Source organism: Actinoplanes sandaracinus (assembly GCF_030009775.1).
Taxonomy (GTDB): domain Bacteria; phylum Actinomycetota; class Actinomycetes; order Mycobacteriales; family Micromonosporaceae; genus Actinoplanes; species Actinoplanes sandaracinus.
Genome location: NZ_JASCTH010000023.1, coordinates 161,759 through 183,564, shown reverse-complemented (window position 1 = coordinate 183,564; position 21,806 = coordinate 161,759). Strand labels below are relative to the sequence as shown.

22 protein-coding genes and 1 tRNA gene are annotated in these 21,806 nt (G+C 70.0%); 17 read left to right on the top strand and 6 right to left on the bottom strand.

Going from position 1 to position 21,806, the window contains the following annotated elements; translation table 11 throughout:
- Window positions 1-155: 155 nt before the first annotated feature.
- Both QLQ12_RS31455 and QLQ12_RS31450 read right to left on the bottom strand, forming a co-directional pair.
- Complete coding sequence (locus QLQ12_RS31455; protein WP_282764146.1) at window positions 156-365, bottom strand: hypothetical protein; 210 nt, start codon at window positions 363-365, stop codon at window positions 156-158.
- A gap of 343 nt (window positions 366-708) precedes the next feature.
- A tRNA-Ser gene (locus QLQ12_RS31450) sits at window positions 709-798 on the bottom strand.
- A gap of 115 nt (window positions 799-913) precedes the next feature.
- Here QLQ12_RS31450 and deoD point away from each other — a divergent pair.
- Window positions 914-1,621, top strand: a complete 708-nt coding sequence (gene deoD / locus QLQ12_RS31445; RefSeq protein WP_282764145.1) for a purine-nucleoside phosphorylase — start codon at window positions 914-916, stop codon at window positions 1,619-1,621.
- 193 nt (window positions 1,622-1,814) lie between these two features.
- Here the strand turns inward: deoD and QLQ12_RS31440 are convergent, their stop codons facing one another.
- The 3 genes from QLQ12_RS31440 to QLQ12_RS31430 form a co-directional block, all read right to left on the bottom strand.
- On the bottom strand, window positions 1,815-2,234 hold the full coding sequence (locus QLQ12_RS31440; protein ID WP_407651639.1) for a nucleoside deaminase: 420 nt from the start codon (window positions 2,232-2,234) through the stop codon (window positions 1,815-1,817).
- Between the two features lie 26 nt (window positions 2,235-2,260).
- Complete coding sequence (locus tag QLQ12_RS31435; protein WP_282764143.1) at window positions 2,261-2,767, bottom strand: tRNA adenosine deaminase-associated protein; 507 nt, start codon at window positions 2,765-2,767, stop codon at window positions 2,261-2,263.
- Between the two features lie 363 nt (window positions 2,768-3,130).
- Window positions 3,131-3,532: a hypothetical protein gene (locus QLQ12_RS31430; RefSeq protein ID WP_407651636.1), complete on the bottom strand. Its 402-nt coding sequence runs from the start codon at window positions 3,530-3,532 to the stop codon at window positions 3,131-3,133.
- Between the two features lie 86 nt (window positions 3,533-3,618).
- On the opposite strand from QLQ12_RS31430, the gene QLQ12_RS31425 reads away from it, so the two are divergent.
- Genes QLQ12_RS31425 through QLQ12_RS31415 form a run of 3 tightly spaced genes read left to right on the top strand, consistent with a single transcriptional unit; the run spans window position 3,619 to window position 5,960 of the window.
- Window positions 3,619-4,392 carry a M23 family metallopeptidase gene (locus QLQ12_RS31425; protein WP_282764142.1) on the top strand — a complete coding sequence of 258 codons (774 nt, stop codon included), beginning with the start codon at window positions 3,619-3,621 and terminating at the stop codon, window positions 4,390-4,392.
- 10 nt (window positions 4,393-4,402) lie between these two features.
- Window positions 4,403-5,347, top strand: coding sequence for a prephenate dehydrogenase (locus QLQ12_RS31420; RefSeq protein ID WP_282764141.1), 945 nt, complete (start codon window positions 4,403-4,405; stop codon window positions 5,345-5,347).
- Between the two features lie 40 nt (window positions 5,348-5,387).
- Window positions 5,388-5,960, top strand: a complete 573-nt coding sequence (locus QLQ12_RS31415) for a DinB family protein (RefSeq protein ID WP_282764140.1) — start codon at window positions 5,388-5,390, stop codon at window positions 5,958-5,960.
- Here the strand turns inward: QLQ12_RS31415 and mtnA are convergent.
- A complete protein-coding gene (gene mtnA, locus QLQ12_RS31410; protein WP_282764139.1) occupies window positions 5,957-6,919 on the bottom strand; it encodes an S-methyl-5-thioribose-1-phosphate isomerase in 963 nt (320 codons plus the stop codon). The genes QLQ12_RS31415 and mtnA overlap by 4 nt on opposite strands.
- Window positions 6,920-7,033: 114 nt before the next feature.
- On the opposite strand from mtnA, the gene QLQ12_RS31405 reads away from it, so the two are divergent.
- From QLQ12_RS31405 to QLQ12_RS31345, 13 genes are all read left to right on the top strand, one after another.
- The gene (locus QLQ12_RS31405; protein WP_282764138.1) at window positions 7,034-7,183 is read left to right on the top strand and encodes a hypothetical protein; all 150 of its coding nucleotides are present in this window, start codon (window positions 7,034-7,036) and stop codon (window positions 7,181-7,183) included.
- A 16-nt stretch (window positions 7,184-7,199) separates the two neighbouring features.
- Complete coding sequence (locus QLQ12_RS31400; RefSeq protein WP_282764137.1) at window positions 7,200-8,261, top strand: PHP domain-containing protein; 1,062 nt, start codon at window positions 7,200-7,202, stop codon at window positions 8,259-8,261.
- Between the two features lie 20 nt (window positions 8,262-8,281).
- Window positions 8,282-9,952, top strand: a complete 1,671-nt coding sequence (locus tag QLQ12_RS31395) for a DUF885 domain-containing protein (RefSeq protein WP_282764136.1) — start codon at window positions 8,282-8,284, stop codon at window positions 9,950-9,952.
- A 444-nt stretch (window positions 9,953-10,396) separates the two neighbouring features.
- Window positions 10,397-11,566: a hypothetical protein gene (locus QLQ12_RS31390; protein WP_282764135.1), complete on the top strand. Its 1,170-nt coding sequence runs from the start codon at window positions 10,397-10,399 to the stop codon at window positions 11,564-11,566.
- Window positions 11,553-14,567: a sensor histidine kinase gene (locus QLQ12_RS31385; RefSeq protein WP_282764134.1), complete on the top strand. Its 3,015-nt coding sequence runs from the start codon at window positions 11,553-11,555 to the stop codon at window positions 14,565-14,567. The genes QLQ12_RS31390 and QLQ12_RS31385 overlap by 14 nt, the downstream gene beginning before the upstream one ends.
- Window positions 14,564-15,010, top strand: a complete 447-nt coding sequence (locus QLQ12_RS31380; protein ID WP_282764133.1) for a roadblock/LC7 domain-containing protein — start codon at window positions 14,564-14,566, stop codon at window positions 15,008-15,010. Before QLQ12_RS31385 ends, QLQ12_RS31380 begins: the two co-directional genes overlap by 4 nt.
- A complete protein-coding gene (locus QLQ12_RS31375) occupies window positions 15,007-15,465 on the top strand; it encodes a DUF742 domain-containing protein (RefSeq protein WP_282764132.1) in 459 nt (152 codons plus the stop codon). Before QLQ12_RS31380 ends, QLQ12_RS31375 begins: the two co-directional genes overlap by 4 nt.
- The gene (locus QLQ12_RS31370; RefSeq protein ID WP_282764130.1) at window positions 15,443-16,066 is read left to right on the top strand and encodes a GTP-binding protein; all 624 of its coding nucleotides are present in this window, start codon (window positions 15,443-15,445) and stop codon (window positions 16,064-16,066) included. Before QLQ12_RS31375 ends, QLQ12_RS31370 begins: the two co-directional genes overlap by 23 nt.
- 121 nt (window positions 16,067-16,187) lie before the next feature.
- The gene (locus tag QLQ12_RS31365; RefSeq protein WP_282764129.1) at window positions 16,188-16,940 is read left to right on the top strand and encodes a hypothetical protein; all 753 of its coding nucleotides are present in this window, start codon (window positions 16,188-16,190) and stop codon (window positions 16,938-16,940) included.
- 314 nt (window positions 16,941-17,254) lie between these two features.
- A complete protein-coding gene (locus tag QLQ12_RS31360; protein WP_282764128.1) occupies window positions 17,255-18,583 on the top strand; it encodes a glycosyltransferase in 1,329 nt (442 codons plus the stop codon).
- Between the two features lie 55 nt (window positions 18,584-18,638).
- Window positions 18,639-19,826 carry a non-hydrolyzing UDP-N-acetylglucosamine 2-epimerase gene (gene wecB, locus QLQ12_RS31355; RefSeq protein WP_282764127.1) on the top strand — a complete coding sequence of 396 codons (1,188 nt, stop codon included), beginning with the start codon at window positions 18,639-18,641 and terminating at the stop codon, window positions 19,824-19,826.
- Window positions 19,826-21,442, top strand: coding sequence for a polysaccharide deacetylase family protein (locus QLQ12_RS31350; RefSeq protein ID WP_282764126.1), 1,617 nt, complete (start codon window positions 19,826-19,828; stop codon window positions 21,440-21,442). Before wecB ends, QLQ12_RS31350 begins: the two co-directional genes overlap by 1 nt.
- Window positions 21,439-21,801, top strand: a complete 363-nt coding sequence (locus QLQ12_RS31345; RefSeq protein WP_282764124.1) for a hypothetical protein — start codon at window positions 21,439-21,441, stop codon at window positions 21,799-21,801. Before QLQ12_RS31350 ends, QLQ12_RS31345 begins: the two co-directional genes overlap by 4 nt.
- The last annotated feature ends 5 nt before the right edge of the window (window positions 21,802-21,806 follow it).

Sequence of the window (21,806 nt, the reverse complement as noted above, 5' to 3'; positions counted from 1 at the left end):
CAGCGTAGATCCCGACGATCTCCACACATCGGACAGAGCGTGCGTCAGAACAAACACGAACGGGCCGGACCCCACGTGGGATCCGGCCCGTTTCGAGGCTGGCCGGGACAGTCAAGCATTTACGGCACAGCCGGAGGGGGGCTCCTGGCGCGGCATCAGAGCTCGCGCCACCGCCAGCGTGGACCACGCCACGCGTCGGCCAGGATCATCGCTGATGCCTTGCCGGGACACTGCTGCACCTTCGACTTGCCCTCGGGGCCGCCCATCTGGGCTTCGACCTCCCAGGCTTGGCCGTCGGTACGGACGTAGACGTCGCGGCGACCGAGCCGGACGTCGCCATTCCACCAGTGATGCTCAACTCTCACATGACAAATCTAGGACAGACATCGACGAATCTGCGTGGGGTGATTCTACGAAAGTTTCTCGCCGCCCGGTCGGAACCACATTGTCTGATCCGGTGTATTTGGGCTGCGTGACTTGCGCGACACCCTATGTCTTAGGGCGGTCCACGTTCAACTACGGAACGTAGCCACGTGCTCTGACGTGCGACGAAACACGGCCGTTACAACATGGGGGTTGATCATGGAGAACATCCGAACGTATGAGCCCCGGCCGGAACGGTCGGTGGACCCTAACGCTGAACACGGAGTGTGACAAGACCCGCGGAGGGCAAAGCAAAAGCCCGGTCCGTCTGGACCGGGCTTTCCCTGGCGGTGGCGGCGGGATTTGAACCCGCGGAGGGCTTACACCCTCACACGCTTTCGAGGCGTGCTCCTTAGGCCACTCGGACACGCCACCGGTACGTACGTTACCGGACGCCTGAGCGACCTTGCCGCCGGGTCACCCATAACCCGCCGTGACCCCGCTGACCTGGCAAGATCGGCAACATCGACACGGAAAGCGGAGGATGAACATGAGCGTGCACATCGGCGGCAAGCCGGGCGACATCGCCGAGCGGGTGCTGCTGCCCGGTGACCCGATGCGGGCCAAGTGGATCGCCGAGACGTTCCTGGAGGACGCGGTCTGCTACACCCAGGTCCGCGGGATGCTCGGTTTCACCGGCACCTACCAGGGCGAGCGGGTCTCGGTGCAGGGCTCCGGCATGGGCATGCCGTCGGCCTCCATCTACACCCACGAGCTGATCAACGAGTACGGCGTGAAGTCGGTGATCCGGATCGGCTCCTGCGGCGCCCTCGCGATGGATCTCAACCTGGGTGACGTCATCGCCGCCATCGGCTCCGCGACCGACTCCAACATGAACCGAACCCGCTTCGACGGCCTGGTCGACTACGCGCCGGTGGCTGACTTCGGTCTGCTGCGCACCGCGGTGGAGGCCGCCGAGGCCCAGGGCACCCCGATCCGCGTCGGCCCGATCCTGGCCGCCGACGCCTTCTACACCGACCGCCCGGACCTCTACGACTCCCTCGCCGACTACGGGGTCCTCGCGGTCGAGATGGAGTCCGCCGCGATCTACACGATCGCCGCCCGCTACGGCGCCAAGGCGCTGACCATCCTGACGGTCAGCGACCACATCAAGCGCGGGGAGGCGATGGACTCCGCGCAGCGCGAGCAGGGCTTCAGCAACATGGTCAAGATCGGCCTCGCCACCGCCATCGCCTGATCCTCCGGGCGGCGCTCCGCCGGCGCGGGGGCACCGAACTCACGTGCGTGTCACCACGCAACGGCCGAACCCGCAAAAGGCCGCCGGTAGGGAGGCACGTGAGTTTTCGACGCCCGCGGGGTTTGCGGGTGGCGGAAACTCACCTGCCTCCCCACCGGTTACCAGGCTTTTGCCGCGGAGCGAAGCGGAGCCATCAGGCACGGAAGAAGTCGCGGAGCAAGCCGGCGCACTCGGGTTCGAGGACGCCGGCGTACACCTCCGGGCGGTGGTTGAGGCGGGGGTCGCGGACCACGTCCCACAGGGAGCCGACCGCGCCCGTCTTGGGCTCCCACGCGCCGAACACCAGCGTGGAGATCCGGGCCAGGACCAGCGCGCCGGCGCACATGGTGCACGGCTCCAGGGTGACGACGAGCGTGCAGTCCTCCAGCCGCCACGTGCCCAGCCGAGCCGCGGCCCGCCGGATCGCCAGCACCTCGGCGTGCCCGGTCGGATCTCCGGACAGTTCCCGCTCGTTGCCGGCGGACGCCAGCTCGGCGCCGCCGGGCCCGAGGATCACCGCCCCGACCGGGACGTCCTCGGGGGATGTGGACGCGACGGCGAGCGCCCGCCGCATCCACTCCTCGTGCTGCCTGCGGCGTATCACGCCTCGCGCAGCTCCTCCATCTCGTCCCCGCAGCCGATCTTCTGGCAGATCTCGGCGGTGACGTCGGACGGCAGCATCCCCTCCATGCCGCAGAGGGCGAGCAGCCGCTGGGCGTTCACACCCAGGTCGCCGAGCACTTCGGCGTCACCGATCGGGTCGGCGTCCGGCTCGGCCGGTTTGTCGTCGTCATCGTCTCCGGCGGCCAGGTCGTCCAGCTCGAGGGCTGGGGTCTCCACCTCGCCGAGCAGCACGGAACCGATCCGTGACTCCTCGGCGAAGGCCGAATCCGATGCGAAGACCCGCAGGTCCTCGCCCTCGTCCAGGCGCAGGATCGCGAGGTACTCGTCGTCGCTCTCGACGAAAAGCAGTGCGAGGTCGGCGTCCGGCTCGGTATCCCGGAGCGCGTCCACCACCTCGTCGATATCGGCCAAACCTGTGAGGTCCAGCTCCGACGCCGTCCATCCGTTCTTGCCCCGGGCGACGGCGGCAGCGAAAATCGACACGATCTCCCCCAACGCGGCTCTTATCTGTCAGCGCCTGACGGTAGCGGGTGCGAGGGCGGGCGCATCGCGCCACGCCTTAACGGGACCGAAGTCAATTCGCCGGATGGCGTCTCGTCGCGATCAGCTCGCGGAGCCGGAGGCCGCGCAGGCGTGGCGATGGTATCGACTCACGTGTCGATTTCGCCTGGGCGAGAGCCGCCAGCAGTTGGAGGCGGCGACGGCTGCGATCGGGGTCGAGCCGGTGTGGCGAGGGAGCCATGCTGCCGAGAGTGCGCCAGTCTCGCGGCGTTCGTCAAGGGTCGATGGGCATGTCGGCAGACCCACTGCTCAGGGCTGCCGCGAGGGCACATCGAGTGGCGGAGATCACCACAACGGCCAGTCCTGCGTGAAGGTCCAGCGGAGGGCCACGAAGAGCAGCGCGATGGACAGCGCGACGCCACTGGCGATGGCGACTCCGACGGCCACCCCGCGGTCGCCGAGGACGGCCAGGACGACGGCCACGGCCCAGGCGGCGAGCGCGGCGCCGATGGTCCACCAGGCGTACGACCCCAGGTCGCTCCCGAGACTGCCGAAGAGCACAAACCAGACCGTCGTGGCGGCCAGCCCGCTGAGCACCGGCCCGGCCGAGACGGGATGCGGTTCGCGGTAGATCGGGCGGTGCGGCAACGCGGACATCAGCGGGGCCGGTGGCGGCAGGTCACGGGGTGGCACATAGCCCGGCGGCGGTGGCGCGGCCGCGGGCCAGGACCCCTGGTGGTCTGCCATCTCGTCCTCCTCACACCGTCTGTCGTGCCAGCCTAGCCACCGGGCGCAGGCCTGCACGATCTCCGGTCTTCTGCCAGGATGGCGCGGTGCGCCTACTCCGTACCCTCTCTGGTCTGACGATCGCGGCCGTGTGTCTGGCCGGCTGCGGCGGGTCCAACGGCGGGTCCGCCTCTCCGGCCGCGACCCCGCAGTTCGTGGACCCGGCGGCGCAGGCGTCCAGCGCCGGGCCCGCCTCGGCTCCGGTGGAAGCCGCGCCGTCCGCACCGGCGAGCGCGAGCGCCGGCCCGAGTGCGAGCGCGAAGGCGAAACCGAGCGCGAGTGCGAGTGCGAGTGCGGCCACGAAGCCGGCCTCGGTGAAGTACGTGTTCCCGGTCGACGCGTCGAACGTGGACTGGAGCAACACGCACTCGAAATACCCCGGCACCGACCTCTTCGTGAACTGCGGCTCGCGGTTCGTGGCCACCACCAGCGGAGTGGTGTTGGAGGTCAGCCTCAAGGACACCTACGTCGAGGGCAACCCGGACGGCCCGGCCAACGGCGGCCTGTCGGTCTCGATCATGGGTGACGACGGAGTGCGGTACTACGGCTCGCACCTGAGCAAGGTGCAGTCCGGCATCGAGGCCGGCGCCCGGGTGAAGGCGGGCCAGCTTCTCGGCCTGACCGGTAAGACCGGTAACGCGAGCAACGTCTGCCACCTGCACTACGGCGTCTCGGCGCCGTGCGCGAAGACCGGGGACTGGAAGGTGCGGCGCGGCGTGGTCTGGCCGTACACCTATCTCGCCTCGTGGCGTGCGGGCGGCCAGAAGAGCCCGGTCGAGGCCGTCACCGCCTGGGAGAAGAAGAGCGGCTGCAAGGCCTAGAGTCGACCGGGTGCATACAGCGGTCATCGGACTGGGACTGATCGGCGGTTCTCTGCTGCGGGCGCTCGCGGCGGCCGGCCACGACGTGGTGGGCTTCGACGCCGACCCGGCCACCCGGGAACAGGCGAGGGCGGCGGGGTTCCAGGTCGCCGATTCCGTGCCGCAAGCCGTCGGGGACAGCGCGGTGACGGCTCTGGCCGTACCCCTGCCGGTCCTGCCGCACGTGGTCGCCGACCTGGACGGATATGACGGCCTGGTGACCGATGTGACGTCGGTGAAGGGTCCCGTCAGGGACCTGATGAAGGGTCGCCGTTTCGTCGGCGGGCATCCGATGGCCGGTAGGGAGACCTCCGGGTTCGCCGCGTCCGAGGCCGGCCTCTTCGACGGGTGTGCCTGGGTGCTGTGCCTGGAGCCGCACGGCACCGACCTGGCGGACTGGCTGGTGCTGGCCGGGCTGTTCACCGCGATGGGCGCGCGGGTGGTGCCGGTGACCGCGGCCGAGCACGACACGGCGGTCGCGCGGATCAGCCACGTCCCGCACCTGTTCGCCGCCGTGCTGGCCGAGCAGTTGCTGGACAATCCGCTGGCCGGGAGCCTGGCGGCCGGCTCGTTCCGGGACGGCACACGGGTGGCCGCGACCCGCCCCGAGCTGACCGCGGCGATGTGCGGCGGCAACGCGGGTGCGGTGCGTCGGGAGCTGCACCGGCTGATCGGCGCCCTGGAGGAGTTGAAGAAGGATCTCGAACTACCCGATCCGATCGCCGCGCTGACCCACGATCTGCGCCTCGGCTGGAAGGCGCGCCGGGCCTGGCCTCCGGCGCCCGGCGAGCCGGAGCCGGTGGAGGCGGACGTCCAGGCGCTGCTGGCGCTCGGCAGGTCGGGTGGATGGGTGACTTCCGTGAACGGCGCCGAGCTTGTCGCATTGCGGCCAGAAACTGACCGCAAATCCTCGTAACGTGGTGTTCGTCAACGACACCAGCCGCAGGGAGCCTCAGATGCCCGGTCAGGTCCGCCCCGTCACCGACGAGCAGGACGGTCTGCTCGCCTACCTCGCTCAGATGCGCTACGTCATCAAGCTGGCCGCGTTCGGGCTCACCCCCGAGCAGCTACGGGCCACGCCGAGCGCGAGCGCGCTCAGCATCGGTGGCCTGATCAAGCACTGCGCCTCGACCGAGGAGAGCTGGATGACGGTCGTGCGGGGCGAGCATCAGCCGATGGATTACGAGGCCTACGAGCGCAACTTCCGGCTCGCCGAGGGCGAGACCGTCGAGGAGCTGTTCGCGATGTACGACCGGGTCGCCGAGGCCACCGAGAAGACCGTTCGGGACATCGGGGACCTCGACCACCAGGTGCCGATCGACCACTCGGTGCCGTGGAACCCGGCCGACCATGACTTCTGGTCGCTGCGGTGGGTGCTTCTGCACCTGATCCAGGAGACCGCGCGGCACACCGGGCACGCCGACGTGATCCGCGAGACCGTGGACGGCGCCGAGGCGTACCCGCTGATGGCGGCCGCGGAGGGCTGGCCCGAGACCGCTTGGCTGAAGCCCTGGAAGCCCGCCGTCTAAGGCTTCTCGCCGCGATCCACCCGGATGATCCGGCGGTCCGTGACGATCGCGGTGACCAGGTCGTACGGCGTGATGTCGAAGGCCGGGTTCGCCGCCTCGCTCCAGGCGGTGACCTCGGCCGAGCCGCGATCCTCGATCTCCACGGCCGCGCCGGACGGCGTGTAGGGGTCGACCGTGGACTCGGGCGCCACCACGATGAACGGGATCCCGGCCCGGTGCGCGCCCAGAGCGTGCGCGTAGGTCCCGATCTTGTTGATCACGTCGCCGTTGGCGCAGATCCGGTCGGCGCCGAGGATCACCGCGTCCACCTCGCCGCGAGCCATCAGGAACGGCCCCGCCGAGTCGACGGCGACCCGGTGCTCGATGCCCCAGCGGGTCAGCTCCCACGAGGTGAGCCGGGCGCCCTGCAGCAGCGGCCGGGTCTCGCTGGCGATCACGCCGGCCAGCCGGCCGCGCTGGTGCAGTTCACCGACGACGCCGAGGGCGGTGCCGACGGTCACCGCGGCGAGGGCGCCGGTGTTGCAGTGGGTGAGCAGCCGGGGCCGGGCCCCGCAGAGCGCCACGACCAGGTCGGCGCCGAGCCGGGCCATCGCGGCCGAGGCGGCGATCTCCTCGTCCCGGATCGCGCACGCCTGCGCGAGCACGGCCTCCGGGCCGTGCGCGATCACGGCGGCGGCGCGCTGCGCTCCGCGGGCCAGGTTCACCGCCGTCGGGCGCGCGGTCTCGATCCGGCGTACGGCCACCGCGAGCGCCGCCGGATCGTCGACGTGGATGCGGGCCGCCAGGGCCACGCCGAACGCGCCGGCCACACCCAGTGCCGGGGCACCCCGCACGGCGAGCGACTGGATCGCCGCGATCAGCTCACCCACGGTGTGCAGACGCAGCACCCGTTCCTCACCCGGGAGGGCCGTCTGGTCGATGATCTCGACGGCCCCGTTCACCCAATCGATGGTTCGCATTCCGTGCAGGATAGTGAGCGCCGGCTCGCTCGATGATCCGGCTCGATACCCCCGTGCTCCCGGCCGGTCCCCGGTTGGCCGTCGCGGGCCAACACGTTCGCGACGGCCCTGCACATGAGCGGTGAGTTCGCCTACGCGGCCCGCGTCTTCGACGTGACCGGTGACCACGTCACCGAGTGGCCGTGGGACTACGACACGATCGTCGGCAGCCCGGCCGGAAGGTTCGCGGCGGCTCGCCGGGAGGCGTACGCCTTCGGCCGCTGACGCCTAGGCTGTCGGCATGCCCACTCCCCGTGACCCGGTCGCCGATCTGCGGCGCATCGCGTTCCTGCTGGAGCGGGCGAACGAGGCGACCTACCGGGTCCGCGCGTTCCGGTCGGCCGCGGCGACGGTCGCGAAGACCCCGCCGGACGAGCTGGCCGCGCGGGTCGAGGCCGGCACCCTGGCGAAGCTCTCCGGGGTCGGCGAGGTCACCGCCCGCTGTGTGACCGAGTCACTGGCCGGTGAGGAGCCGGTCTATCTGCGCCGGCTCACCGGCACCGAGGGCACCGACCTGCCGGCCGCGGCCGCCGCGCTGCGGGCCGCGCTCCGCGGTGACTGTCATGTGCACTCCGACTGGTCCGACGGCGGTTCGCCGATCGAGGAGATGGCGCTGGCCGCGGCCGATCTCGGGCACGAGTACTTCGTACTGACCGATCACTCGCCGCGGCTCACCGTGGCCCGGGGGCTGACCGCCGACCGGCTGCGCCGCCAGCTCGACCATGTGGCCCGGCTCAACGAGGCGTTGCCCGACGGCTTCCGCATCCTCACCGGCATCGAGGTGGACATTCTGGAGGATGGCGGCCTGGACCAGGAGGATGAGCTGCTGGCCCGCCTCGACGTGGTGGTCGGTTCGGTGCACAGCAGGTTGCGCGACGACTCGGCACGGATGACCCGGCGGATGGTCACCGCGATCGCCAATCCGCACCTCGACGTCCTCGGTCACATGACCGGCCGCAAGGTGGCGGCCGCCGGGGAGGGCGACGCGGCCCACCGGAAGGCGCGGACCAGGCCACCCAGCGACTTCGACCTGGAGAAGGTGCTCGGCGCCTGCCTCGAGCACGGCAAAGCCGTCGAGATCAACTCCCGGCCGGACCGGCTGGACCCGCCGAAGCGGATGCTCACCGTCGCGGTCGAGGCCGGTTGCGTCTTCACGATCGACACCGACGCGCACGCTCCGGGCCAGCTCGACTGGCTCGACTTCGGTTGCGAGCGGGCCGCGCTCTGCGGCGTGCCGGCCGAGCGGATCGTGAACACGTGGCCGGCGGAGCGGCTGCTGAAGTGGACCGCGTCGCACGCCTGAAGTCCCGTAGGGTCGGCCGGGTGGGACGAATTGACGAACTCGCGAACCGCTACGTCGACGAGTGGGCGGCTCTCAATCCGACGGGTGCCACCACCCTCGGGATAGCCGGCTACGACGACAAGACCGACGACCTCTCGCCGGAGGGCTACGAAGCCCAGGCCGAACTGCTCCGCCGCACCGTCAACGACCTCGACGTGACCGAGCCCGAGCACGAATCCGAGCAGGTCGCCAAGGACGCCATGATGGAGCGCCTCGGCCTCCAGCTGGCCCAGCACGACGCGGGCTACGTCAGCACCGACGTCAGCGTCATCACCAGTGGACTGCACGAGCTGCGCATGGTGTTCGACGTGATGCCCACCGAGGGCGAGCAGGCGGTCGCCAACATCGCGGTGCGCCTGAACAACCTGCCCCGGGCTCTGGGGCAGTACCGGCGGACCCTGCTGGAGGGCGCCGCCGCAGGCCGGGTCAGCGCCCGGGCGCAGCTGCTGGCCGTGGCCGAGCAGTGCGTGGCGTGGACCGATCCGGCCCGGGACGACTTCTTCCACGGGCTCGCCCGGCGGCTCGACGCCTCGGGCGCTCTCGCCGGCGAGTTGCGGCGGGGTGCGGCGGCGGCCACCGCCGCGACCGCCGATTTCGGCACCTTCCTGCGGGAGGAGCTCGCGCCCCTCGGCCGGGAGAAGGAGGCCGCCGGCCTGGAGCGCTACGAGCTGGCCTCACAGTTCTTCCTCGGCGCCAAGGTCGACCTGCAGGAGACGTACCTCTGGGGTTTCGCCGAGCTGGACCGCCTGGAGCGGGAGATGCGTGCCGTGGCGGCGCGGATCGGCGGCGCCGGGGTCTCGGTGGACGAGGCGGTGACTCTGCTCGACGCCGACCCGGCCCGCAACATCCGTGGCAAGGAGGCCTTCCGGGACTGGATGCAGGCCCTCTCCGACCGGGCGATCACCGAGCTGAACGGTGTGCACTTCGACATCGAGGCACCGGCTCAGAAGCTGGAGTGCTGTCTCACCCCGACCAGCGACGGCGCCATCTACTACACCGGCCCGAGTGAGGACTTCTCCCGGCCCGGGCGGATGTGGTGGGCGGTGCCGGAGGGCCAGGAGATCTTCTCCACCTGGCGTGAGGTCACCACCGTCTTCCACGAGGGGGTGCCCGGCCATCACCTGCAGGTCAGCCAGGCCCTGCTGCGGGCCGACACCCTGAACCGCTGGCAGCGGCTGCTGTGCTGGTGTTCCGGGCACGGCGAGGGCTGGGCGCTCTACGCGGAGCGTCTGATGGACGAGCTCGGCTATCTGGGTGACCCGGCCGACCGGCTCGGCATGCTCGACGGTCAGGCGCTGCGCGCGGCCCGGGTGATCGTCGACATCGGGATGCACCTGGAGCTGGAGATTCCGCGGGACAATCCGTTCGGTTTCCACCCGGGCGAGCGGTGGACTCCGGAGCTGGGCTGGGAGTTCCTCCGGGCGCACACGCGGATGCAGGAGGACGTCCTCCGGTTCGAGTGGAAGCGCTATCTGGGCTGGCCGGGGCAGGCGCCGTCGTACAAGGTGGGCGAGCGCATCTGGCTGCAGGCCCGGGACGAGGCGAAGGCCCGCATGGGAAGTGACTTCGACCTCAAGACCTTCCACCGGGACGCGTTGAACCTCGGCTCCCTCGGGCTCGATCCCCTTCGTAAGGCACTGGCCAGAATTTGAGTCAATAGGGTCCCTCCATGCCGAAACCGGGACGGAGGGGCCCTCTTCTGCGTATCGATCTGATTGCTGTGAGTAGTTTTGTCTCACACGGCAATCGCCTCAACACGCTAGGTAAATGGGCGGCGACTGAGATGTAACAAATCCGAAGTAGAACTCATATTCACGTCTCGCCAGGTGGGCGGATACGATCTCCCGCGGCGCTCCCCACTTAGTTTCGAATACCGCGTGGACTGGGACTTCCCCTTCTGGGCCTGGGCCGAGGCGTTCGTACAGCGAAGTCGGCAGTGCCGCGTATCCCCCGATCAGCCGAGCGAACTCTGACCCTTGGAAAGGGGTCTTCTGAGGATTTCTCGGATAGATTGACCCAGATCGGTGCGCCCGCATGGCTACTGTCCGTAGCCCCCCCATCGGCCCATCGCGTGTGCATGGCGGAGGACTAAAGCAATGTCAGTCTCGGTGAACAGCCGGCGATCCCGTCTACGCTCCGCTCTCGCGGCGCTGCTGACGGTTCTCGTCCTGGTGCCGACCGCAGTCCTGTTTCTGCGCGTCCTGAATGAGAACACCTCTCAGCGGGACGAGACGGAGCTCAAGCAGAAGGGCATCGAGTACCTCGCGGAGTTGGCGCCGCTGGTCAGCGCGCTCGCCGAGTCGCAGTCGTCGGCGTTGCAAGGCGTCACCGCCGAGCCGGCCTCACTGACCGCCGCCGTCGCGCGCGTGCAGGGCGTCGACGAGAAGCTCGGCGACGAGCTGGACTCCACCAGCCGCTGGTCCGGCCTGAAGGAGAAGATCGGCCGCCTGCCCGGCGTCGCCGGTGACTCCGAGCAGATCTACGAGGCCCACGTCGAGGTCGGTGACCTGGCGCTGGAGCTCTACAACGAGGTCCGCCAGAACTCCCTGCTCAACCAGGACTCGCAGAGCGACATCTGGTTCCTGCAGGAGACCGTCACGGTGAACATGCCCGAGGCGGTCACCAACGTGAGCCGGATGGGTGACCTGGCGAACATGGTCGCCGCCGCCAAGGACCGGGAGCGGGGCGCCCTCCAGGTCGAGTTCGGCGCGGCGGTCATGGCCGTCGAGGACTCCGTCGCCGAGCTGACCGACAACCTCCAGGCCGCGGCCGAGGACACCGGCAGCTCCACGCTCGCCAGCAACACGGTCAACAACCTCGACGCGTTCCGCCGTGGCGTCGAAGCCGCCAACCGTGGCGCCAACCCCGGGGGCACCCCGGACGTCTCCATCCTGGTGACCGCGCAGAGCACGCTGACCACCGCGCTCAAGGCGCTCTCCACGGTGCTCCTCAAGGAGATGTCGACCCTGCTCGACGAGCGGATCGACGAGCTGGACTACCGCCGGATCGAGGCCTTGGCGCTGCTCGCCGCCGCCGTCGCGCTGATCGTGTTCGCCGCCGTCTGGACCCGTGGCCGCGCCGTCAAGGCGTTCCGCGACTCCGACGGCGAGGCCGGCCGGGACGTCTCGGTCCGCAACGACAGCCAGGCCACCTCCGCCACCCCGAACACCTATGGCGGCGGTCCGTACGACACGGCGCCCGGCTTCGGCGACAACCCCAACTACGGCAGTGGCGCCGGTCGGGAGCGTTCCGGTGCTCTTCGGTAAGTTCCGCATCCTGGGCAAGCTGGCCCTGCTGATCCTCGTGCCGCTGCTCGGCGTCGTCGGCCTGAGCATCCCGGTCATCTACGAGCGCATCGACGCGGCCCGCACCGCTCAGGAGACCTCGGACACCGTTCAGCGGGCCACTCTGGTGAGCGCGGCGCTGATCGAGCTCCAGGAGGAGCGACTGCTCTCGGTCGGTTACCTCCTGGGCCTGGTGGATCGCCCGACGCTCGTCGTGCAGAGCGCCGAGGCCGCCGATATGGTGGCGGACCTCGCCGATGACGAGGACGCCCCGCTGGCCCTGCGCCGCGCCGTCTCCGGCGCCGCCCGGCTCAACAGCACCCGGCAGAACGTTCTGAACCGGGCGATCAAGCCGCCGACGGTCATCGAGGACTTCACCAACACGATCGAACCGCTGATCGACGGTCTCGGCCTGGCCACCAGCGCCGACCTCACCACGAGCGTCGGCCAGCAGGTCTACGCCCTGGAGCGCGCCATGCGCTCCGACGACCTGATCAGCCAGGCCTCGTGCTGGCTGGCCACCGCCGCGGTCGTCAGCGCCAGCAGCCCGCAGGACGCCGCCCTGACGCTGAGCCAGTTCAACGCGACGTTCGCCCAGATCGAGTCGATCATCTCGACGTCCCGGGTGTACTTCACCGACACGCAGTACCGGCTCTACCTCAGCACCCAGCAGGCGTTCGCCGCACGCGTGGGCTCGAAGTTCACCGACGCGCTGGCGACGAACCCGACCCAGGCGCTGCGGGACCTGAAGATCCAGCAGCTCTTCCCGTCGCTCCAGTCCGTGACGATCCTGGGTAGCTTCGTCGAGAAGCGCGTGGCCCAGGACGTGGACATCGCGGTGAACGACAACCGGAAAAGCGCCATCCGTCAGTCGGCGCTCATCGGTGGTGGCGCGTTCCTGCTGCTCATCCTGGTGATCACGCTGTCGATCTTCATGGCCCGCGCGGTCGCCCGGCCGCTGCGCCGTCTGACCGTGTCGGCCGACCGGATCGCCCGCGAGGCCGAGACCGAGCTGGAGCGCGTCGCCGACGACGAGGCCGAGGCCCAGGTCCGCCCGATCCGCCTCGACCCGGTCGACGTGGAGGCCCAGGACGAGATCGGTGACCTGGCCCGCGCGTTCGACCGGGTGCAGACCACCGCCGCCCGGCTGGTGGAGCGGCAGGTGCTCGGCCGCCGTAACGTCGCGCAGATGTTCGGCCACGTCGGCCGCCGTACCCAGAACCTGGTCGGCCGCCAGCTCTCCCTGATCGACGGTCTGGAGCGCAAGGAGACCGACAGCGACCGCCTGCGCGAGCTCTACCGCCTGGACCACATGTCCAGCCGTCTGCGCCGGAACGCGTCCGCGCTGGTCGTGCTCTCCGGTGGCGCCGGCGCGAACGAGCACATGGCGCCGCTGGCCCTCTCCGACGTCGTCCGTCTCGCCCTCGGTGAGATCGAGGACTACACCCGTGTCGAGGTGGAGGTCTCCGAGGACATCGTCGTGGTGCCGGCCGTCCTGGCCGACCTGACGCTGTTGCTGGCCGAACTGCTGGAGAACGCCACCACGTTCTCCCCACCGCACACCAAGGTCACGGTCTCCGCCGACGAGCTGCGCGGCGGCGCCCGCCTCGCGATCATCGACCACGGCCTCGGCCTCGCGCCCGAGCGTCTGGCCGAGGAGAACGCGCGACTGACCCGCCGTGAGCGTCTGGACCTGGCCCCCACCGAGGTGCTCGGTCTCTTCGTGGTCGGCCGGCTCGCCCGCCGGCACGGCATCGAGGTGACTCTCACCGACACCCCGGACGGCGGTCTGACCGCCTGGATCGACCTCAACCCGTCGCACCTGATCTCCCGGGTGGAGAACCTCGCCCCGATGGCGCCGGCGGCCTACCCGTCGGCCGCGCCGGCCGGAGCCTTCCCGGCTCCGACCGCGCCGCCGCAGATCCAGGCCGCGGAATTCCCGCCGGCGCCCGCCTACTCGGCGGCGCTGCACGGCAACACCACCGAGGTCGCGATCACCAGTGCCGGCGTCCGGTCGGTGCCCGGCAGCCAGCAGCCGTTCGACCCGGAGAAGCTCGGCCGCGCCACCCAGGTCGTGTCGTCCGGCAACTCGTGGAACGCGTTCGGCGGGTCCGTCGTGCCGGCCGCGGCGGCCGGCGACCCGTACGCGGGTGAGCCGGTCTACGACGCCGAGCCGGTCTACTCGCCGGGCCCGGCCTACCAGGAGCCGGCGTACCCGTCGGCCGGTGGCTACCCGGAACCGGTGCAGTCGTTCGACATGGGCACCCCGGTCGCGGGCCGGGTTCCGGCCGCGCTGCCGGAGCTTCCCGCGGCCCAGCCCGGCTGGAGCGCCGAGGTCGCCGTTCAGACGAGCTGGAACGTCCCGGCTCCGGCCGTGCCGGAGATCCCGGCGGCGCCGGCCGTCCCGGTGCCGCCAGAACCGCGGCGCAACGGCAACTCGACTCCGCTGCGCCGCCGGGTGCCCGGCAGCCAGCTTCCGGCCGAGGGCGAGAAGCAGCAGCTGGCCGCGCCGCCTTCGCAGGACGACGCACTCGCTGCCCGTGCCGCGTTCGACGCGTTCGAGGCCGGTGTCATCCGGGCACACGACACGAGCACCTCGATCCCGGCTCCGGATTTCAGCGCGCCCACCTGGGACACGCCGGCTCCGGAAGTCAGCACCCCCACGTGGGACGCTCCGGCTCCGGACTTCAGCACCCCCACCTGGGATGCCCCGGTTCCGGCCGCCGCACCGCAGTGGGACGCGCCGGCGCCCGTGTCGCCGCCGGCTCCTCCCGCGCCGCCGTCTTCCAACGGTGGCGCGCCGCTGACCCGTCGCGTGCCGGGAGCCACCCTCCCGCGCGACGAGATGCACCAACCGATCACGCCGCCGGCCCCGTCCACGCTCGACCCTGAGGCCGCCCGGGCTCTCATGGAACAGTTCGAGTACGGAGTCGCGCTCGCGCTGAATGAAAGTAAGCCACAACACGAGGGACAACCGCGATGACTTCCCCTTACTCCCCCGCGCAAAGTCAGCTCAGCGCTGAAGCCAAAACCTTCAACTGGCTGCTTGACTCGTTCACCTCCGGTACCGCGGGTGTGATCGAAGCCATCGCCGTCTCCTCGGACGGCCTGCTGATGGCCATGTCGGCGATCAAGGACCGGCCCAACGCCGAGCGTCTCGCGGCCGTGGTCTCGGGTCTGACCAGCCTTTCCGGTGGTGCGGCGAGCTGGTACCGCCTCGGCGCCCTGAACCGGGTCATCATCGACATGGCCGACGGTTACCTGCTGGTCACGGCGATCAGCGCGGGCTCGGTTCTCGGTGTCATCGCCGACCGGTCGGCGAACCTGGGCACGCTGGCGTACGAGATGACGCTCTTCGCCACCCGTGCCGGCGGCGCCCTGACCCCGCGCCTGATCGCCGAGCTGAAGAACGCCGTTCAGCAATGACACGCCCGGACCCCGACGAACCGGTACCTCCGGCGCCCGGAGTCCGGCCCTTCCTGCAATCCGGTCCTCAGCACTCGACCGGCGGCTACACCCCCACCGGGGAGAACCCGCCGGTCGAGGCATCGACCCACAAGCTGCGCCCGTTCGTCATCACGGCCGGGCGGACCGATGGAGGAGACCCCGACATCGGTATGGAGACTCAGGTGACGTTGGTGCCCGGTGCGCCTCCGTCCCGTCTCTCTCCGGAAACCAGGGCGATCGTGTCTCTCTGCGAGGAGAGTCCGATCTCGGTAGCCGAGATCTCCGCACGCTTGCGCCTGCATCTGGGCGTCACCCGAATCCTGGTCGGCGATCTGCGTGCTGCCGGCCAACTAGACGTTCATGTGCTGGACAACGACACACCTGACCCCGACACCATCATGCGAGTGATCCGTGGACTTCGATCCATCAGCTAACCGAGTCGTCGGTACCGCGCGGGTATCGGGCGGCGGCCCCAAGAAGGCGCCCGTCCCGGTCAAGATCATCGTGGCCGGCGGATTCGGGGTCGGCAAGACGACCACCGTGGGCGCCATCTCCGAGATCTCGCCGTTGACCACCGAAGCCGAGATGACCTCGGAGTCCGTGGGCATCGACAACCCCGGCCAGGCGGTCCTGAAGACCAACACCACCGTGGCGATGGACTTCGGCGTCCTGACCATCGACCAGACCCTCAAGCTCTACATCTTCGGCACACCGGGGCAGACCCGGTTCGCGTTCATGTGGGATGACCTGGTGCGAGGCGCCCTGGGTGCCCTGGTTGTGGTGGATACCAACCGAATAGACGACTGCTATCCGGCGGTCGACTACTTCGAGCGTCAGGGCCTTCCGTTCGTGGTCGGCATCAACACCTTCAACGGCGAGATGTCCTACAGCATCGACGAGGTGCGGTGGGCCCTGGCGGTTCGTGAGGATGTTCCGGTCATATCCTTCGACGCACGTTTCCGCGCCTCCGTGCGGGACGCTCTCCTCGTGGTGCTGGACCAGGCTCTCGACAAGGCGATCCGGATGCAGTCGTAGGGTTTGAACCGGTCGCCCGGTCACGGTTCGCCGTGTTCCCCGGGACAGAGCGGTTCCCAACCGGCCCACGAAGGGGCACAGTTGGGGGACCGGGCGACCGCGTAGGAAAGAGGACGGTGACGTGCGAGGCGGACTGGACGACGCACTCGACAAGCTGGCCCGGCGTGACGAGTTGAGGCGCCGCGCCGCCGGAGAGAGCAACGGCACTCCGCCGGCGGTGACGGAGTTGGTCGAGGCGATCGCGGGCGTGGTCTCCCGCAATCCGCAACTGGCCGTCACGGTCGGCGTCGAGGGCGCCGGCGATCCGGTGCTGCTCCACTTCGCGATGGCCGACGGCGTGGTGCAGGTGACCGCCGACAACACGGTCGCGGTCCGGGCCACCGAGGCGGCGCCGCGGCACGCCGATTTCGAGATCGACGTCGAGGAGCAGGCCGAGGAACCGCCCCCACCCGCGGAGCGACCACGCGCGAGCCACGACGACCAGGACCGGTTCGGCCCCACCGACTTCGACTACACCGAGACGACCACCGTCGAGCAGCCGATCGTCGTCAACCGGCATGAGCAGGCCTTCGGTTACGACCGGGCCGGCTACGCCGACCAGAGCAACACCGCTGCACACCCGTTCGCGCCGACGCCGCCTCCGCCGGTCCCGCCGCATGACATCTCTCATCCGTACGCGTCCGCGCCGCACCCGTACGCTCCGCCGCCCGCGCCGTTCCACGCGCAGCACGCCGAGCCGCAGCAGCCCGGTTTCCCGGAGCCGCTGCCGGAGCCGATCCCGTTGCAGGTGGAGCGCCCGGAGGAGACGGAGCTGGCGGCCCGCCGCCTGGCCGCCATGTTGCGTGACGATCCGACTCTCCTCGACGGCCCGTAGCAACTCTCCGGCACCCTCCTGATAACTTTCCGTGACCATTCCCACGCGCCCCACGAAATCACTCTGCGCAATCGGTCAACTCCGGAGCGGCACGGCGCCGAATTGTCGGATATGCCGTTGAATACGCCCGGTTTCGCCTGGTGAGCGCCGCCTGAGATGTCTGGGTTAGCCCTTTTGGCCTGACTCCGCCTCCGTCCCGCTGGCGCCTATTGAGTCACCCTCGGTAGCACCTTAATGTCCTATTACGTCCATGAGCGCGGCCCCCTTCGCTCGCTGGATGATACGGACAGTTACAGGCCCGGGAGGTGGTACCGATGGACGCGTCGGAGAGTTGGCTGTATGCGGTCACCGGCTACGCGGTGCTCTTGGCCTGGCCCGTCACCACGGTGATCCTGGTGTGGTTCGCGCTGCGCTACGCCGGCACCCACCGGGCCAAGGTCGTAAACCGATCGGTGGCCGGCGGCAACGGGCGTCCCGAGCACTTCTGGGTCATCGTCCCGGCCCTCAACGAAGAGGCCGTCGTGGCCAACACCGTCGGCGCGGCCCTCAACCTGCGCGGCCCGGCCGGCACCCTGTCCCGGGTCCTGGTCGTCGACGACGGCTCGGACGACCGCACCCCCGAGGTCCTCGCCGCGATCGACCACCCCAGGCTGCACGTCATGCGTCGTGAGCTCCCCGAGGCCCGGCAGGGCAAGGGCGAGGCCCTGAACGCCGCCTACCGGCACATCTCGCGACTCACCGCCGAGTCCGGGACGGCCCCGGAGAAGGTGGTCGTCGGGATCATCGACGGCGACGGTCAGGGCAGCGAGAACATCCTGGTCGAGGTGTCCCGGCTGATGCGTGACACCCGGGTCGGCGCCGCCCAGGTGCAGGTCCGGATCCGCAACCGCAACCGGCTCCTCGGGGCCGTGCAGGACCTGGAGTTCGGCGCGATCGTCGACGCCTGCCAGAACATGCGCGACGCCCTCGACACCGTCGGCCTCGGTGGCAACGGCCAGTTCAGCCGGCTCTCCACCCTGCAGACGCTCGGGTCGGCGCCGTGGTCCAGCTGCCTCGTCGAGGACATGGAGCTGGGCCTGCGGATGCACCTCAACGGCGTCGGGATCCGGTACACCTCACGTGCCTCGGTGACCCAGCAGGCGGTCGTCGACGTCCGCCGGCTCACCCGGCAGCGGACCCGCTGGGCGCAGGGCAACATGCAGTGCGCCCGTTACCTCGGCCGGCTCTTCTCGTCACCGCGGGTGGCCCGGATCGCGCTCGCCGAGATGCTGCACTACCTGCTCTCCCCCTGGGCCAACGCGATCCTGACGGTGCTGCTCATCGGCACCGGCCTCGCCGGGCTGGGCGGCCTGCTGATCGGCCACCCGATCGTCTTCATCCCGAGCTGGGCCGCCCTGGGCCAGGCCGGCGGCGTCTGGCTGATCGTCACCACCTTCCCCGGCCTGCTCTGGGCGCTGGTGCACAAGTACAAGCACGGCGATGAGGGCATGCCCCGGATGCTGACCGCCGCTCTCGCGTACCCCGCGTTCCTGATCCTCGGCCTCGCCGCCACCTACCGCGCGCTCGGCCGGCAGGCCAGCGGCCGCCAGGCCTGGGCCAAGACCGAACGGCTCGTCGAAGAGCCGCTCGCGGTCGCCGCCTGAACCACCCCTTCCCCCTGATTCGCCTCTCCCCCCGAACAGAAGGCTGGCTCCCCCCATGTCTCTTCGCGAGGTCCACCTCGTCGGCGGCACCCGCCCCGAAGCCGTCAAGCTCGCCCCGGTAGCTCTCGCCATGCGCGAGGCCGGGCTGCTCGCACCGGTCCTGCTCGCCAGCGGCCAGCACCCGACGATGGTCACCCAGGCGCTCGCCGCGTTCGGCCTGGAGCCGGACATCACGCTTCAGGTCGAGCGCACCACTGGCGGCCAGGCCGAGTTGCTCACCGCGATGATCCGCCAGCTGGACGAACTCTGGTCGGTACGCACCCCGGCCGCCGTCATCGTGCAGGGCGACACCACCACCAGCCTGGCCGGCGCCCTCGCCGCGTTCTGGCGGCGCATTCCGGTCGTCCACCTGGAGGCCGGCCTGCGTTCCGGTGACCTGGAGTCGCCCTTCCCGGAGGAGGGCAACCGCCGCCTGGTCGCCCAGGTCGCCGCTCTGCACCTGGCGCCCACCCCGCTGGCCGCGATGAACCTCCTCGACGAGAAGATCCCGGCGAGCGACGTGCTGGTCACCGGCAACACCGTGGTGGACGCGACCCTCGCGGTGGCCGGCCGCAAGCTGCCGTTCGAGAACCAGGACGTGGCCGCCGCCCGCGCCGGCAGTGACAACCGCCTGGTCCTGGTGACCGCCCACCGCCGTGAGTCGTGGGGCGAGCCGCTGGACCGGATCCTGGCCGCGGTCAAGGAGCTGATCGCCCGCTACGACGACATCGAGGTGGTCCTGCCCAGCCACCCGAACCCCGCGGTCCGGTCCCAGGTCGACGCCGCCCTGGCCGGCGTGGAGCGCGTGACCGTCACCGACCCGCTGCCCTACCCGGATCTGTCCCGCCTGCTCTCCGAGGCCTACCTGGTGCTGACCGACTCGGGCGGCATCCAGGAGGAGGCGCCGTCGTTCGGGGTTCCGGCGCTGGTGCTGCGGGACGTGACCGAGCGGGTGGAGTCGCTGCACGCGGGCTGCGCCAAGCTGGTCGGCTCGGACCCCGCGCTGATCGTGGCGGAGGCGTCCGCGCTGCTCGACAGCCGGGCCCTCCGCGACTCGATGACCGCCGGCGGCAACCCCTACGGCGACGGCCTCGCCGCCGTGCGCACCGCGCAGGCCACCGCCGCTCTCCTGGGCCTCGCGCCCGCCCCCGAAGCCATGCCCGTCCCGTCGCAGACCGCCCTCACCTCCGGAGTCGTCGCCTGATGCGTGCCACCCCCGTCTCCCGCCGCAGCGTTCTCGTCGCCGGCGCGGCCGCCGCCACCGTCGCGGCCGTCGGCCTCAACTCCATCGAGGCCGGCGCCGCCGGCACCACCACGGCGGCCGGCAAGACCGGCAAGGCCGCTCCCGGCGGCGGCACGGCCAAGACCCTCGTGCTGTACGACACCACGGGCGGCTACGGCTGGCTGGGCGAGGTCTACGCCACCCAGACGGCGAACCTGAGCTCGCACTTCGGCTCCTGGACGGCCGCGCCGGTGGCCGGTTACAAGGCCGGTGACCTGAAGAACTACACCGCGGTGATCTACCTGGGCTCGACCTACGACGAGCCGCTGCCGGCCGCTTTCCTGACCGACGTGACCGCCACGACCAAGCCGGTGGTGTGGGTCCGGGACAACGTCTGGCAGCTCACCAAGCTGGACGGCTTCGCCGCGAAGTACGGCTTCACCAGCGGCCTCTTCGACTTCGCCGACGTGGCCGCGGTGACCTACAAGGGCCGGAAGCTGACCCGCAGCGCCGACAACAAGTCCGGTCTGATGAACCTGACGGTCAGCGACCCGGCCAAGGTCGTCACCCTGGCGGCCGCGACCCGCGCCGACGGGACCACGCTGCCCTGGGCGGTGCGCTCCGGCAACCTGACCTACGTCAGCGAGATCCCGTTCTCCTACGTCACCCACGACGACCGCTACCTGGTCTTCGCGGATCTGCTCTTCGACGCGCTCGCTCCGAAGACGCCCGAACGCCACCGCGCGCTGATCCGGATCGAGGACGTCGGCCCCGACGCGGATCCCGCCGAGTTGCGGGCGGTCGCCGACTACCTGTGGTCGATGAAGGTGCCGTTCAGTGTCGCGGTCTACCCGCGGTACCGCGACCCGAAGGGCGCCAAGAACAACGGCGTCGCCGAGGACTACTCCCTGGCCAAGAGGCCCGCGGTGGTGTCCGCGCTGAAGTACATGCAGGCTAAGGGCGGCACGCTGCTCATGCACGGCTACACCCACCAGTACGGCTCGGTGAACAACCCGTACGACGGCGCCAGCGGCAACGACTTCGAGTTCTTCACCGCGCACGTCGACTCGGCCGACCGGGTGATCTACGACGGCCCGGTGAAGGAGGACTCGGCCGCCTGGGCCACCTCGCGGATGGTCGCGTCGGGCGCGGTGTTCGCGGCCACCGGGCTGGGCATGCCGAAGATCTTCGAGTTCCCGCACTACGCGGCCAGCCCGGTCGACTACCAGGTGGTGAACTCGCTCTTCGGCAAGCGATACGACCGGGGCCTGTACTTCCCGGGCGTGCTGACCGGCGCCAAGTTCAACTACGCCCGCCAGTTCGGGCAGTTCTTCCCCTACACCGTGCGGGACGTGTACGGCTCGGTCGTGGTGCCGGAGAACATCGGCAACGTGGAGCCGGAGGCGTACAACACGCACCCGGTGCGGTTGCCGGCCGACCTGGTCGCCAGCGCCGAGCGCAACCTGGTGGTGCGGGACGGCGTGGCCAGCTTCTTCTACCACCCGTATCTCGGCACCGCGCACCTCAAGCAGCTCGTTCCGGGAATCATCAAGGCCGGCTACACCTTCGTGAGCGCAGACGCGATGCTGAACGGGTGACGAACCGCATGGACGTGGTGGACTACTGGGTCAGGTCGTGGACCAACGACGACCTGACCATGGCCCGGAAGCTGCTCGCCGCGGACGTCGAGACGGAGTGGAACCTGGACGCCCCGGTCGACGACGAAGAGCTGCTCCAGGTCCTGCACCGGATCGCCGCCTTCGCGGACGGTGTCACGGTGGTCGCCCGTACCGATGCTGTGGACGGTGCCGCACTGGTCTACGACCTTGCGGCACCGTTCGGCACGGCCCGCATGGTCGAGTTCCTGGGCGTCGAGGATCAAAAGATCAACGAAGTGCGGCATGTGTACGACGTGACCGCAATCGATCGGTTCTTTCCAGGCCTCTACGCCAATTAGGTCAT

What these genes read in the sequence shown, in the direction of transcription:
- deoD (WP_282764145.1), top strand. Translation starts at nt 914, where the DNA reads ATGAGCGTGCACATCGGCGGCAAGCCGGGCGACATCGCCGAGCGGGTG.
- QLQ12_RS31380 (WP_282764133.1), top strand. Translation starts at nt 14,564, where the DNA reads ATGACTTCCCCTTACTCCCCCGCGCAAAGTCAGCTCAGCGCTGAAGCC.
- wecB (WP_282764127.1), top strand. Translation starts at nt 18,639, where the DNA reads ATGTCTCTTCGCGAGGTCCACCTCGTCGGCGGCACCCGCCCCGAAGCC.
- QLQ12_RS31430 (WP_407651636.1), bottom strand. Translation starts at nt 3,532, where the DNA reads ATGGCAGACCACCAGGGGTCCTGGCCCGCGGCCGCGCCACCGCCGCCG.
- mtnA (WP_282764139.1), bottom strand. Translation starts at nt 6,919, where the DNA reads ATGCGAACCATCGATTGGGTGAACGGGGCCGTCGAGATCATCGACCAG.
- QLQ12_RS31375 (WP_282764132.1), top strand. Translation starts at nt 15,007, where the DNA reads ATGACACGCCCGGACCCCGACGAACCGGTACCTCCGGCGCCCGGAGTC.
- QLQ12_RS31400 (WP_282764137.1), top strand. Translation starts at nt 7,200, where the DNA reads ATGCCCACTCCCCGTGACCCGGTCGCCGATCTGCGGCGCATCGCGTTC.
- QLQ12_RS31350 (WP_282764126.1), top strand. Translation starts at nt 19,826, where the DNA reads ATGCGTGCCACCCCCGTCTCCCGCCGCAGCGTTCTCGTCGCCGGCGCG.
- QLQ12_RS31440 (WP_407651639.1), bottom strand. Translation starts at nt 2,234, where the DNA reads ATGCGGCGGGCGCTCGCCGTCGCGTCCACATCCCCCGAGGACGTCCCG.
- QLQ12_RS31415 (WP_282764140.1), top strand. Translation starts at nt 5,388, where the DNA reads ATGCCCGGTCAGGTCCGCCCCGTCACCGACGAGCAGGACGGTCTGCTC.
- QLQ12_RS31360 (WP_282764128.1), top strand. Translation starts at nt 17,255, where the DNA reads ATGGACGCGTCGGAGAGTTGGCTGTATGCGGTCACCGGCTACGCGGTG.
- QLQ12_RS31390 (WP_282764135.1), top strand. Translation starts at nt 10,397, where the DNA reads ATGTCAGTCTCGGTGAACAGCCGGCGATCCCGTCTACGCTCCGCTCTC.
- QLQ12_RS31405 (WP_282764138.1), top strand. Translation starts at nt 7,034, where the DNA reads ATGAGCGGTGAGTTCGCCTACGCGGCCCGCGTCTTCGACGTGACCGGT.